A 14,228-nucleotide genomic window follows, 5' to 3' on the forward strand; every position below is an offset into this window, starting at 1 on the left:
ATCTCCTAAGTGAAATACTGACCGAAATGATTCATCTGCTGTGCGGCTTCTTCGCACGCAGTGATTGATTGCTCCAACTGTTGTTGTAATTGCTGTAATGAACTTTCCATCGCGACAGGCAGCTCAGGGTCGATAAAATGATGTGGCAACGCATCATGAAACAACCGGGACGCCTGAAGTAACTGAGAAGCGGCTTGCGCCAATTGCTGATGAACCTGTTCAATCCGTGTTTGCCATGCCTGAAATAGTTGATGTTGATTTTGATGTTGTGTCGTCACGACAGAAACCAGTACCGAACGATTGGCAATATCTTTGATAATCAACAAGTCTTCTGAGTCAACGCCAAACTGAAAAGAACAAAGGGTGGTATTTTGGTTCACATAGCCGAATAGCTCACCTCCCCCTTCACGGATAACCTTGTCAAACTCAGTTTTAGGCACATAGACCCAATGACAATATTTATCAGTATTCTCTGCATCGGTGACAGTCATATGACTTTGGAGCAATACGATTTTAAGGAGGTCTTTGCGGTTGCCGGATTGATAGGTCTTCGCATGTGTCAGATCATAGCTATAGACCTGTTTTTTAATCAGCCCTGCGGTTTTTTCAACCACCAACGGCATTGTATATTTTTCTTCTAGCTCTCGTTGAATATCGGTCAGCGTTTCCTGACCTATCTCAATTTGGTGCTCAACATCCTGCTGATCAAACGCATATCTCAGCGCAAACTCACGAATCACGTCCTTCACAATGGCAAGAGAATCAGGACTATTCCACAAACAATCCTGTAGCAGAAACAGATCCAGTGGATTAATGCTGTCACGGCCGTTAAAGAAAGCACTGGCTTTGAGCAGTTTAACGGCTTTTTTCCAACGTCGGTCAGACACATACATCTCATCGGATGTCGTCAATGTACTATTTTCCGCTGCTGTATCAAGCATTGACTTGAGCTGGTAGAGTTTCTCAAAAACATCGTTACTCAGCGTCAATTGATCTAATGCCTGCTGCCACTCGTGATACTCCTGATCGGTAATCGCCAACCCTTCCGGAATATGGGCTTCTTGCGGAGTACCCACCGTCAGCATCGACTTAAAGTTTTGTTTATTCTGGATACGGTTGACAAAGATCCGCACCAGAATTCTGTCAAATAACGCTTCCAGACCACTGTCTTTATCCGGTAACTCATTCGATGCAGAGACCAACAGACGCATGGGTACACGCTCAACTTCACTACCATTGTTGAACGTTTTTTCATTCACGACCGTTAACAATGTATTCAAGATAGCAGGGCCGGCTTTCCAGATCTCATCTAAGAAAACGACTTGAGCCGTGGGTAGATAGCCTTTAGTTAACCGAAGATAACGTCCATTATCCTTTAACTCTTGAATACTCAAGGGGCCGAATACTTCTTCAGGCGTTGAAAAACGTGTCATGAGGTATTCAAAATAGGAACTATTCTCGAAGGCTTGAATCAGACGTTTCGCAATCAAACTTTTTGCAATACCGGGGGGGCCTAATAGAAACACGCTTTCACCAGCAAGGGCAGAAAGCAGACAAATTTTAATCGCGTGTTCCCGTTCATAAACACCATCAGCCAGTGCACCGGCTAATTTGTTAATTCTTTCTGACAGCAACGCCTTCTGCGAATGGCTTGCAGGAATTGAACTTACCATGAAAATAACTCACTAGATTCACAAGATACTGAACTCTTGTTGTAATATTTTTACACAACTTCAGTTTATTATAAGTTTATCGTTTTGTTAATTGAATGTTGCACAAAATTTAATTTGTGCTCTTGTTTTTATATCAGATCCGTAATTCGTGCGATTGGTTGAAACCTATGTTTCCAAATATGAGTTTTATATCATTATCAATGCTGAGATTTATTCAATCTAAAAACCTTTATTTTTGAGTGTCATAGCGGTATCGTTTCTCCAAGAACACCCTATCACAATTCCGAGCGATAACAGGCCGGATAAGTTAAAGGACTGTATGCGTAAAACGATACATCAGTGGAAACAGATTTCTTTGGTTGAAGAAGAAGTCATGCTACCAACCCACCGTCCGACCCTTCATACGACAATCATTCATCCGGGAGCAGCAGTGATCCTGCCTGTCAATCAACAGGGAGAGATTGTTATGTTACGACAATTTCGCCCATCAATTCGAAAATGGCTCCTCGAGTTACCCGCTGGTACCCGCGAGGTGCCAGAGACACCACTGGCATGCGCACAACGAGAGCTCGCGGAAGAAACTGGCTATCTTGCTAACGAATGGGTCGCTTTAGGACAGTTAACCCCACTTGCCGGCTTCTGTGATGAGATTCAGCATCTGTTTGTGGCCAAAGATCTCTCTGTGACACAAGATTACCAACGCGACGATGATGAAGTTATTGAAATCTTCTGCCTGTCCGTTCAAGCACTGGAAAAAAAGATTATCGACGGTGAAATTACGGATACCAAAACCATCGCGTGTCTGAGTAAAGCCAAGCTTTGTGGCTATATATGATAGCAACTTATCAGTTGTCCCGTTGATAAATCGGGATACCATCAAAACAGCGCGCTCAAAAGTTGGATACAATTGGGAAACGCTCAAGACTAGAATCTCTCAACGCCAAAACATCGAAATGACCATAAAAAGACAAGGGCGTCGAAGCGCTCACGATGCCGAACTGACGCGTCAGCAAATTTTACGAACTGCAACTGAACTGTTTTGTGAGTTTGGCTATGCGCAAGTTTCACTACGTACCATCAGCGAAAGAGTCGGCATTTCACACAGCCTGATTCGCCACCATTTTGGCAGTAAAGAACAAATCTGGTATTGCATTAACGACAACATGCATCAATTTATTACCCATTATTGTCAAACCATACTAATGCATTTATCCAAAGACATGCCAGTCAACGAACTCCTTTATCAGTTTATTGTTCGGATGCTGGCTTTCACATTGATTAACAAACAACCGATCCAGTTGATGGCAGATGTGGTTCGCCAGAAAGGCAGCAGATTTGATTATTTCGTTGATCAATCAGGTGAAGTGGAGAAACTGATTTCCCATCTGGCTGGAGACTACAACCAACGTTTTCCGGAACGCGCGATTAAAATTTGGGAAATCAAATGGCACATGATTATGTTTGCTCACGGTGCTGCTTCTTTAGGCCCCTTCCTCAATGAAACTTGGTCACAGGAATGTGAGACCGAAAACGAATGTCTGTTGAAACATTGGCAGATGTGCGATGAAATCATGGCGAGAAAATTAATGATCCCCGCATCATCCCGTTTAGAACCGCAACAACTTGACGAGCTGGTGATTCAAATGGATGAGCCATTTTCTACAGCGCAAGTCAGGTCGATTTAAAACCGTCAGTCACCCATTCGATGCCATGGTTTGCAAACAAAACACGTTTGCAAACATAAGGTCATTTTCAATATGAGTGACCGACGTTCCAATCCATCATCCTACAGTTCCGGATAACCGTCCGGATTGTTTGACTGCCACCGCCAGCTATCCTGAACCATATCATCTAATGAACGGGTCGCACACCATCCTAATTCTTGCGTTGCTTTGGCCGGATCAGCCCAACACTCGGCAATATCTCCCGGACGACGTTCAACCAATTGATACGGAATGGTTTGACCACACGCTTTTTCAAATGCATGAACCATATCCAACACACTGTAGCCAATCCCGGTTCCGAGGTTGTACACGTGCAATCCGCCTTTAGTACCTACTTTTTGCAAAGCTGCGATATGTCCATCGGCGAGATCCATAACATGAATATAGTCCCGAACCCCGGTGCCGTCTTTGGTCGGATAATCATCACCAAAAATAGAGAGGTTCTCACGACGTCCGACGGCAACTTGTGCCACAAACGGCATCAGGTTGTTTGGGATCCCTTGCGGATCTTCACCAATCTCACCCGACGGATGCGACCCTACCGGATTAAAATAGCGAAGTAATGTGATACTCCAGTCCGGATTCGCGTGTTGGAAATCAGTGAGACATTCTTCAACGATCAGTTTACTTCTGCCGTACGGGTTTGTTGCCTGAGTCGGAAAATCTTCGAGGATAGGCACTGAAGCCGGATCACCGTAAACCGTTGCGGATGAACTGAAAATCAATGTCTTAACATTCGCAATTCGCATCGCATCGACCAACACCAAAGTGCCACTCACATTATTTTCATAATATTCCAGTGGTTTTTGAACCGATTCGCCAACCGCTTTCAAACCCGCAAAATGAATCACAGCATCAATCTGATACTCATTCAGCACTTCAATCAATAGACTACGGTCACGAACGTCACCTCGGATAAATACAGGTCGGTGACCAGAAATCTTTTCGATACGTTCCAACACGGCTGATTTGCTATTGTAAAGATTGTCTAAAATCACAGGCTTCATGCCTGCTTCAATCATCTGAATACAAGTATGGCTGCCAATATAGCCCATACCGCCGGTAATCAATACATTCATTGCCTAGCCTCCCCCATGTAAAACTTACATTGGTAATGTTACCACACCAATGTAATCGTAAAGTCATTCTAGCTTGAAATACCTGCGACATCTGTCCGGATTATAAGAATCATTTTACAAATTCAGACAAATATAACGACAGGATGGCATTAACAACCAATAATTTTCGCCAGTTCAATGGGATAACCTCGAGTCTGAGCCAAATCAATCGCAAATTGTTCAATTCTATCGGCGTCGAACGACAGGCTAATGGGGTGCTGCTGCTCAATCGAAGCCGATGTTGAGTCATGACCTAATTGCCAGTGCGACATCAGCTTCCTTGCCGCTTCTAATGCCGATGAACCTTTGACAATTTCGATCCGGGCATAATTGTGACCACTGAACGACACATCAGCGGCACGCAGCGTCTCATCTTCACCCGGGATCTGTTGAGCACCAAACAGTGGTTTGCCATCCGGATAAGCGCGACAATAGTCAGGTATGAACTTGCCGATATGCGCAATTGCGTGACGCGTTCTGGCTTCAACCACGGCATCCGGCCAACCATCGGTTAGTTTCATCTGCAACACATCGGGCAGAACTGGTTGTGATGAATGGGTCGAACTTCGTGTTAACCCATCATCAAACAAGGTGATAGCTTTGGTCATACCATGCAACTGAAACACACCGTCCGCATATGGTGTCAACTGAGCCATGCCTTGTGGTGTGCCTCGCTGCCCATGAAATATTACTTCGGGCCAGAGACTATGCTCATCCGGCCATTTGGCAATATATGCAGCTTTAAATTCAGCCATCCGGTACTGAGGATTCTTGGTCAGATCATCCAGCTTGCCTGTCTCATATCCACAGGCATTCACCAAATAATCCACAACCAGCGTATGGGATTGTGAATCTTTATCATGATAGGTCAAATGCCACTGCCCATCATGCATTTGTGCATCGACCAACGTACTGTTGGTTAGCAGCTGACAATGCGGCAGTTGTTGGAGGGTCAACATCGCGGTTGCAGCAAGGCGGAAAACACTCCACCCATATTCTTGAACCACAATAACGGGATACTGAATCAGCGCCAAATCCACATGCTTTGCAAAAGGAATCAACCAGTCATCCATGCTGACAGGCTCATTTGGCTGGGTACACAACTTGAGTCGTTCTAAATCAGCTCGATCATAGAGTCGATAGTATTCGTCCGGGTCCCCCAGAACTTCATTGCGGGCATCCTGTTGAACCATTGCTTGATAAGCCTGTTTTACCGCTTCTAGCCGAGGTAATAATGCTTGTGGATGTTCGGGATCAGTGGTTGGGGTCGCGATCACTGTCGGACGCTTGTTGACAGTATGTCGATATAGCCGAATCGTCTCAACGGACTGTCGTAATAATTCCAGACATTGTTGTTGAGAGATTTCCCGATATAGGTTTCCCCCGGCATGAAGATGGCAGATTGGCGGACCATTAACCAAACTCGGGCCTCGTTCCATTAGAACGACGTCTAAGCCCTGTTCACCTAAATGAACCGCAGCCGTCGCTCCCGCAACGCCACCACCAATAATCGCAATCCGAGGTTTTTGGCGATTCGATGAATTATTCTGCATCGTTACTCTATCTTGTCTGACGTGTCCATATTGTATATGTACAAAAACTTAATTTAAATCACATTTTTGCTAGGGTTTTCCTTGAATCACCAATTCATCTGCAAGAATAATTTTTTCAAAAAAAGTACTTGACGAGGACTCTATCCATCTCGAATTTAAGGTTCTCAACACTTCAAAACCGATGGTAACATATTGAATGTACACATGTGATATCTCAAACCATTAGTCATGCTTGTCCACTTATCCCAAACTTTATCCACTGTTTTTGTGGATAACTGCTCGGACAACTGCATATTCACCCCCTCAAGTCAGGGAAGCACGGGAATGAGTCTCGATTCCAACTCATCACCAATTTTACCTTGGCTTACTTCGCCATAACTGAGACACTTGTGTCGTAACTTACATTAGGCAAAACAATATGAAACTTTTAGTTCGCAATTTAGCGCGTACAATGACTGAGCACGATATTCGTGTTCTTTTTTCTGCTCATGGCACTGTCACTGAGTGCAATTTGGTTTTAGACCAAGAAACGGGATTATCCAAAGGCTTCGCGTTTGTCGAAATGCCCGACGACAATGAAGCAAAAGCGGCTCTCAAAACCCTCAACCTTTCAAGCGTCGCGAAAAGTACTATCCGAGTAAAACTCGCGCAAAACTAACATCCTTCAGAGCCAGTCATGTAATACGACTGGCTCTTGTGTGACCTCTGCCCTACCTGATTGAATGGACCAGATACTCAAAGCCGTTTTCAACTAAACTCGTTTCCATGATTGCAATCACCTTTCGACTCGTCTCAGCCGATATCAGGTCGGACTGATACTGCTGCTGAAGAATCAGCGAAGCGATGTGTTCAATCTCGTATTCAAACCCGCCACCTCTCGCAGGGGACATAATCTTATGATTGTTGCCTTGATAGAACAGATCAATATGTTGCGGGTTCCACCATTTGTCATGGATGATGATTCTGACATCCGGCCCTTGAATGATCGCTTCACGTTTTAGATCTCGTGTAATAGAGGCGCCAACACGACCATTGATGTCACCATCAAAAATGAATTCAACATATTCGTCTACTTCCGATTGAGTATTATCTTGACGATATTGCACCGTTGGTTTGGATACCGTGCTGTTCGTGAGTTGGCATAAATCAACATAGAGCCATAGCGCATATACACCAACATCTAACGTTGCTCCGCCACATAAATCAGGATTGAATAGTTGCGACTGGCTGTCGAACTCATGCCAATTGCCAAAGGCCGCCTCCACCGTGTCGATTTTTATGCTGTGTTCCCGGATAAACTGCCGCAATGATTGATAAGCGGGGAAAACGACTGACTTCATGGCTTCAACTAACAGTAAGCCTTGTTCTTGTGCAAGTGAGGCCATTTCATCCCAGTCATTGACATTGGTAAATGCTGGTTTTTCAACCAAGACATGTTTCCCGTGTTTTAGAAACAGCTCAACCACACTTTTGTGAAGAGGATGAATGGTCGCAACATAGACCACATCAACGTTTGGGTCTTGTGCGAGCGCCTGATATGAACCATAACTTCTGTGACACTGATATTCATCAGCAAACGTCGCTGCTCGCTGCTGGTCTTTTGCTGCGACGGCATATAACTCACTATTTGGAACATGCTGTGTCAGGTCTTTGACAAAACGATGGGCGATTCGGCCTAGCCCAGCAACTCCCCAACGAACCTTCTTCTTAATCATCATATATTCTCAACCATCATATACTTTCGATTCACTTAGCCGGCATCGAGTTGAGACCGAACCACAGACAAACGCTCTTCAGCTTTGCGCTTGCGCCGATCCTGATGACTCAAATATGCCAACGGTAAAATAATAAACAAAGCCCCGAACACGAGGAACATATCGACCGGCTCGTTAAAGATAATCCAACCCAATATCGCTGCAAATAACAACCCAGAATACTCCGCACTGCTCACTTGGCTGGATGCCACATAACGATAACCTTGTAAGCACGCCAAACTATAAAAAATAGAGCACACGGCAGAGCCGCCAGCGTACAGTAAACCATCAAAATTCCAAGATTCACCTTCCCAAAGCGCCAAACAAGCCGTTAGTGGTAAAGCAGACACATGGGTAATCAACAGCCCGAAGAATAGATTCTGATTTTTCGGCAACTTACGGATCAACAAACTGTTGGTCGCCAACACCACAGAAAATGATATCGCACTGATCATGCCCCAACTGACTTCTGAAGGACGCAAAATGATCAGCACCCCGGCAAAGCCAGACACCGCAGCAATCACAATACCGGCGGTAATTTTCTCTTTATAGAAAATCCCCGCAAACAACACGATCAGAATTGGAGCGATATAAAACACTGCATTCGCCGTAGCCAGAGGGAGCTGCGTCAAAGAAAAGACCAATAAGATACTCGCCAATACCCAAAGATTACCTCTTAATACATGCAGTTTAAGGCCAATATCCCCTTTAAAGTGAATATGCTTATAGGCCAGTGGCAGTACAACAATACAACTCATCAGCAGCCGCATGAAAGTAAACTGATACACAGATACACTACTGCCTGCCATCTTAATAAACACATCACAAAAAATGGCGAAGAAGTTACCGATCACGAGGATCAAAATCGCACTACCAACCGTTTTTCCAGACACTGTTCCTCCTCGCACTGATCAGATCAATCAAAAATGGCAGTCTAGCCTAAGCATAAAATGATATATCCGACTATACCTGACTATAAAGGTCAACTGAAAATGTATATAAAAATGTTAGAAAAATCGGTGAAATCGCCAGTGAATTAAAATAAGAAACTAATATGAGTCTATCTTACTGATATTAAAAATATTATCTATGAAGTATATCATCATATTAAAGTATCGATTCTGGAAGCATTGGTACTTTAAAACCGACAAAAATAAATTGTATCTATGCTAAATAAATCATAGATGTTCAAAAACAATCAAAAATGGCTTTCCGTGATGAAGCGGTGTCTGTGTCAGATACCATCATCATCTGACATAACGTAAAATGCCCCCGCATATGCGGAGGCATTGGTATCAAAAGCGAGATGTGTACTCTGAAAAGAAACTTATCTAAGAAACGGCTCCTTTACCAAGATGCATGTTCATCCAAGAAACTAACCACCCAGAAGAAAGGCGCGTTCCAGTTCACCGTCACTTCATTCATTGTCCAGGCGCCAATATCATCAATCCAGCAGGTTTGCCCGGTACAATTTCCCTTCAGCGTGGCAGCAACCGGATCACTGAAGTCAATAGAGTTCGGTCCGCCAGAGATAACACCCGGTGGGACGATAGGCAGATCCGGATTTTCAGAATGTGCCCAGAACCGATGGTGAGGATTCAGTAGCGGATAAGTGCCATACCCTGAAACATAAGAATGATCCATCGGGTTACGTCCTAAAATATAATCCATTGAATCAGACATGGCCTGTAAATACTTTTGTGTTTTCGTCCAATCAAAAGCAAGCCCGAGGAAAATACTGCGATTCATGAGATTAGAGTTTGAACCCCATGGATATTGATCGCTCTGATAAGGAATCAGATACCCTTGTGTCTTGACACTGGCCTCATAGATGTCCGCTGTTTTGAGAAGATTTGCACGAGCCTTCTCAATCGTGCTTTTATCGAGGTTATTCGGTAAGAGTGCTAACGAAACCGTACCGGCACTGCCCATATTAGACCATGTTAGATCATCGCTTGTCGTCGGTGTGGTTAAATAATAAGGGGATTGTTCAAGCGCGGTTTTGTATTCATCTTTACCCGTCGTAACAAACAATTCTGCAGCAGCCCAGTAGAATTCATCCGCCACATTGGTATCGCCATAAGGACCGGAACCGTTAAAGTTATCATAGGCATATACATTTTTGTGCGCATTAGCCGCCTGCCATGCTTTTTCAGCCGCCGATAGACATTTGTCTGCATAAGTCGCGTTCAGAGGACGCCAAATACGGGCACATTGTGCCGCCGTCGCTGCCAAGTTTAATGTCGCGGCTGTACTTGGATAGCTCAGGAAACGTGGTTGGGTATCGTCATGAGGCGGAAGCGGTACGCCAGTCCATTCTGCATCGGCAATTTTATGGAAAACCATGCCACCGGCATCGATTTCTGTCAGTTTTAACTCAGACAGATCACCGGATTGATCGCCAACAGGCACCGAGACTTTTTTATGTGCCGGTACTTGCATTGCCAGCATAAAGTCCATCATCCATTTGGCTTCATCAAGTAAATCATTGTACTGGTTAGACTGCTCTGGGATCTGAACCATGCCATCAGCAAATGCACTGATCGGATTGGTTTTATGAAGGTTCTCACGTTCGTAATAATTCATCAGGGTCCAGACCGAAATCCCGCCATTCACCACATATTTCCCGTGGTCGCCGGCATCGTACCATCCTCCTGTGACATCCAGAGAAAAATCACATCCCGGCCAATCATTCCCTTTCGCGTCGGTTTGATTAAAGCAAGTCACGATTTCTTGTGGATGACCTGCCGGGCGGGCTAAATCAGCGCGCTGAACGTAAGCATTTTCAATCGCAGTGCCACTACGTTGTTGGTAAAAGAAAGACAGAGCATCATATTTCATTGTCTTGTAAATATCATGACTGATATCAAACGGATGACTTTTCTGGCCGTCTACCTCAAGGATGATATCTTCTTGTGGTGTTTGTACCTGACTGAAGTCAGCAATCTGAACCTGTTCTCCTGAGCCACTGTTAAAACCAAAGGGAATGGTTTGACCTTCTGCAATCGTGGTTCCCTGAGCGTCTAACAATTGCCACGGTAATGGTGTCTGAGTATCGGTCTGAATAGTAGCCCGTTTTTTGGCATTTAACAGATAACCCACCTGATTGACACGCACTGCTGAACGCATATCTTCTTCTTCGTATTGCGGACCATACAAGGAGATATCACTCAGGCACACGGTATTCGCCGGTTGTGCCCCAACCTGAAAAGCCAACTGTGCTTTTTTATCTCTGGCAGACGGTTTCACCTGAAATTCAAATGACTGAACTGTGTTAGTTAAAGGCAGCGTCTGATTGAGATAGTTGGTGTAAGGTTCACCATCGTGCTGAATGACCGCTTTTAAATCAGCTGCATTCTTGGCCATTGCACTAAATCGGAGGGTATAAATTTGATCTTTTAGTAATTTTAGATTCGACTGACCTAAAACCACATCCCACGGATTCTCTCCGCCATTGGTGAATGTAATACATCCCATTTGATCCTGAGTATTGAAGGTACCGCCAGACGCCCACCAGCCGGTATCTCCTTGAAAGTTACCATTGATCAGAATATCTATATCGACTTCTGAATCTTGTTGATTTTGTATATTCTTCAGATGTTGTGAACTTTGCGCTGCATAGCTGCCATTCACACCAATCAGGCTGCAAACAATCGCAGCGAATACTGTTGATTGAATCTTTTTCATCTAAGCCTCTTATTTATGTATCAATGTCACTGTACAAATAAATTTGTCAGCTCGTTGACTGTCGTTAATATTTGGAACAATGTTAAATCATAGACAATGAATATGTTTTGCTCAGTCCATTTAAGAGGCAAATTTAATGTTTATGAACAAGGTTCAATATATTCATGTATTAGTTATCTCTAATAACAATAAGAGTCCAGTGCTGGGATTGAGAATTCTATGCGGTAATTTTTACCCATGGTTCAGTGACCAGATATATTGCGAAGTACATTACAAAAAATATCGACGGTAAAAATCTGAGGGTGATATATAAGGAAGGAAAAACCTAAGGCAAGATGGTGAATGTTTATTGATCACCACAGCCGATAGGTTAGAACGAGAAGAGCAGGCTAATGGTGATGTGTACTGGTCTGCGTCTGATTAATCTTCAACCAAAAATTTTCCTGGCACTGATTTGTAAAACTTTTTCGATTCGGTGTAATTGTCACATGTTCAGGCTGTGAGAGCACCTCATAGGTAATCCAACATTCAGCACAGATTTCATCATTCACTGGTTCAGTCTGATCGACCTCTGTTTGCTTTCTCAGTATTACACCATTCTCAAACCTTACCACTAATTCACTGTTTTCGATGATATGACCATCATCTTCAACACGGTTATCATGTCGTGTTTCTTCCAGTACGGATAAACCCGCGATATTCTCTTTCATCGCTAAAACATAAGTAAACAGATTATTCATCATATGAGCTTACTTCCTCTACTTTATATGACACTGGATAATGCTGCCGCGAATTTTAAGCCTCCAAATTCGCGGCAGGATGAAGTCGACTACTTCATATTATTAGGTAAACTTTCTTTTTCAGACACAAGATACTGACTAATCAAGTTAACACCGATAGCTGCGATAGATGCAGGAACAATATAAAGCCATAGTTCCACAGTGAAAGTGGCTTGCTCCACACCTTGCAATTCATCTGCATAAGATTTAATCAAACCGCCTAATAAAGTTAACGTTCCCGCAAGTAGACCTGAAATCATGATACATATAATACCAAAAACCCAATAACCATGGTATTTCGGCTGCTTTATTTTTAAAACGGAAATCAAGATGAAAAGTGGGAACAAGCCTGATGCGAAAACAGCCAGATTAATATAATTGAATGTACTCATTGTATTGTTGAATCGTCCTTTGCTCTCAAAACGTCTTTTAACCAAACATTATCTGCACCATTCAGGCAGAAAACAGAAAGTTTATATGCATATAATCAGGAAATCATCCGGTAAAATACGCTATTCACGCTGATTGAGTGCTCTTTCATTGACAAAATCCAAGTCGTCCGGCTAATCAATGGTCTCGAAGTGGATAAAGAACATGACAAGATCAACGTCATTGGCTTTGGACACACGGTAATCTTCCCCAACAATGTTCGAAACCGCAGACTTCCAGAAACATAGTGCCCCGGAATTTTCCAGAAGAATACGAATCTGCCACTTCCCCGGAAAAGCATTCACGACTTGCGCTAAAGCTTCTTTACCAACACCTTGACCTTTAAACTTACGCAGTACAAAAAATTGAGCCACATCATACGTCGATAAATCACTCGGGTAACGACGAACCAACACAAAACCGGCTAGTTCGGTGTCTACATAAATGAAGTAAGGTATATGATCCTTTTGCTGCCAATACAGATCGAAACTTGACGGATCATAACTAAACTTCCCCTCATGATCAGGATTCCATTTCATATACTCTGACATATCGTATATGTAATAGAAAAACAGATTCTCAAGGATTTTCCGTTCTTCCCTTTTTATTTGAATCAGTCGAACTACCATTTTTCTCCCGTCGGTTAACACTGAACACAAATGAATAAACGACCGTATTAGCTGCCTATATTCGAACTCTGGAAGAGTATATATGCATCGTGAACGCCTTGTATGAACATTTGAGCGCCGATGATGGTGAGAATAAGGCCCATTAATCTTGTTGTAATACTAACTCCCGCCTCGCCTATTCTCTCAATCAATTTGGCGCCATACAAAAAGCACACGAAAGTAATAAGGCACAGGGAAGCAAATGAAATAATCGTGATCACAATATGCAGCATTTCTCCGGATGCGGAGTAGTTCATGGCCGTCGCGATGGTGCCGGGGCCAGCCAGAATTGGCAACGCCAACGGTGAAATGGCAATATCTCTATCGTCGTCATCTGGCGTGGTCGTTGAATGAGAGTGAAGCTTGGAAGCGCTACCATGTAACATATTATAACCGACGATAAAGACTAAAATACCACCAGAAAGCCGTAATGCCGGCAAGGTAATACCAAAAACTTCGAAGATACCTTTTCCCAGCAGACAGAAAGCGGTGATGATAAAAAAAGCAGTGAGTAGTGCTTTAATGGTGGTATTTTTTCGCTGTTGCTGATTTTGGTTCGCGGTCATTCCGATGAATACGGCGGTATTAGCAATAGGATTCATCATGGCAAAAAAACCCATAAAGACCGTAATCGCCATAGTTGTTATATCATGCATCATGAGGGGAGCTAACTTTATCTGATTGATAAGAACTAGTTAGTTATCATGTTTCATGGTGACTTGTCTATAGATGAGTTTGCATTTGTGTATGGGGGAAATATCGGTAACACCCCCTCAAATTTGAGCATCTGGCAACCCCAAAACATCGGTTTGAGATCTTATGGTCGTTATCAAGGACGCGGTT

Annotated in this window: 13 protein-coding genes; 3 read left to right on the top strand and 10 right to left on the bottom strand. The window is 43.5% G+C overall.

Annotation, left to right across the window (positions count from 1 at the left end):
• Nucleotides 1-5: 5 nt before the first annotated feature.
• Complete coding sequence (locus MKS89_RS19170) at nucleotides 6-1,673, bottom strand: ATPase RavA domain-containing protein (RefSeq protein WP_072955645.1); 1,668 nt, start codon at nucleotides 1,671-1,673, stop codon at nucleotides 6-8.
• 319 nt (nucleotides 1,674-1,992) lie between these two features.
• Here MKS89_RS19170 and MKS89_RS19175 point away from each other — a divergent pair, with 319 nt between their 5' ends.
• Together MKS89_RS19175 and MKS89_RS19180 are read left to right on the top strand one after the other, a co-directional pair.
• A complete protein-coding gene (locus MKS89_RS19175; protein ID WP_072955643.1) occupies nucleotides 1,993-2,508 on the top strand; it encodes an NUDIX hydrolase in 516 nt (171 codons plus the stop codon).
• Between the two features lie 118 nt (nucleotides 2,509-2,626).
• Nucleotides 2,627-3,358: a TetR/AcrR family transcriptional regulator gene (locus MKS89_RS19180; RefSeq protein ID WP_072955769.1), complete on the top strand. Its 732-nt coding sequence runs from the start codon at nucleotides 2,627-2,629 to the stop codon at nucleotides 3,356-3,358.
• Nucleotides 3,359-3,459: 101 nt separating this feature from the next.
• Here the strand turns inward: MKS89_RS19180 and galE are convergent, their stop codons facing one another.
• Together galE and MKS89_RS19190 are read right to left on the bottom strand one after the other, a co-directional pair.
• A complete protein-coding gene (gene galE, locus MKS89_RS19185) occupies nucleotides 3,460-4,476 on the bottom strand; it encodes a UDP-glucose 4-epimerase GalE (RefSeq protein WP_072955640.1) in 1,017 nt (338 codons plus the stop codon).
• A gap of 149 nt (nucleotides 4,477-4,625) precedes the next feature.
• Nucleotides 4,626-6,068, bottom strand: coding sequence for an FAD-dependent oxidoreductase (locus tag MKS89_RS19190; protein WP_072955638.1), 1,443 nt, complete (start codon nucleotides 6,066-6,068; stop codon nucleotides 4,626-4,628).
• A gap of 418 nt (nucleotides 6,069-6,486) precedes the next feature.
• On the opposite strand from MKS89_RS19190, the gene MKS89_RS19195 reads away from it, so the two are divergent.
• Entirely contained in the window at nucleotides 6,487-6,726 is a 240-nt protein-coding gene (locus MKS89_RS19195; protein ID WP_072955636.1) for an RNA recognition motif domain-containing protein, read from the top strand.
• 52 nt (nucleotides 6,727-6,778) lie between these two features.
• Here MKS89_RS19195 and MKS89_RS19200 read toward each other — a convergent pair whose 3' ends face one another.
• The 7 genes from MKS89_RS19200 to MKS89_RS19230 form a co-directional block, all read right to left on the bottom strand.
• Entirely contained in the window at nucleotides 6,779-7,786 is a 1,008-nt protein-coding gene (locus tag MKS89_RS19200; protein WP_315972526.1) for a Gfo/Idh/MocA family protein, read from the bottom strand.
• Between the two features lie 32 nt (nucleotides 7,787-7,818).
• The gene (locus tag MKS89_RS19205) at nucleotides 7,819-8,715 is read right to left on the bottom strand and encodes a DMT family transporter (protein WP_072955634.1); all 897 of its coding nucleotides are present in this window, start codon (nucleotides 8,713-8,715) and stop codon (nucleotides 7,819-7,821) included.
• Between the two features lie 454 nt (nucleotides 8,716-9,169).
• Nucleotides 9,170-11,509, bottom strand: coding sequence for a glycoside hydrolase family 9 protein (locus MKS89_RS19210; protein WP_205409185.1), 2,340 nt, complete (start codon nucleotides 11,507-11,509; stop codon nucleotides 9,170-9,172).
• Between the two features lie 389 nt (nucleotides 11,510-11,898).
• On the bottom strand, nucleotides 11,899-12,252 hold the full coding sequence (locus MKS89_RS19215) for a hypothetical protein (protein ID WP_235862523.1): 354 nt from the start codon (nucleotides 12,250-12,252) through the stop codon (nucleotides 11,899-11,901).
• 86 nt (nucleotides 12,253-12,338) lie between these two features.
• Entirely contained in the window at nucleotides 12,339-12,680 is a 342-nt protein-coding gene (locus MKS89_RS19220; protein WP_072955632.1) for a hypothetical protein, read from the bottom strand.
• Nucleotides 12,681-12,851: 171 nt separating this feature from the next.
• Nucleotides 12,852-13,346, bottom strand: a complete 495-nt coding sequence (locus MKS89_RS19225; RefSeq protein WP_072955630.1) for a GNAT family N-acetyltransferase — start codon at nucleotides 13,344-13,346, stop codon at nucleotides 12,852-12,854.
• Between the two features lie 47 nt (nucleotides 13,347-13,393).
• Nucleotides 13,394-14,041 carry a MarC family protein gene (locus tag MKS89_RS19230; RefSeq protein WP_072955760.1) on the bottom strand — a complete coding sequence of 216 codons (648 nt, stop codon included), beginning with the start codon at nucleotides 14,039-14,041 and terminating at the stop codon, nucleotides 13,394-13,396.
• Nucleotides 14,042-14,228: the final 187 nt, after the last annotated feature.

Source organism: Vibrio gazogenes (assembly GCF_023920225.1).
In the GTDB taxonomy this organism is placed as follows: Bacteria; Pseudomonadota; Gammaproteobacteria; order Enterobacterales; family Vibrionaceae; genus Vibrio; species Vibrio gazogenes.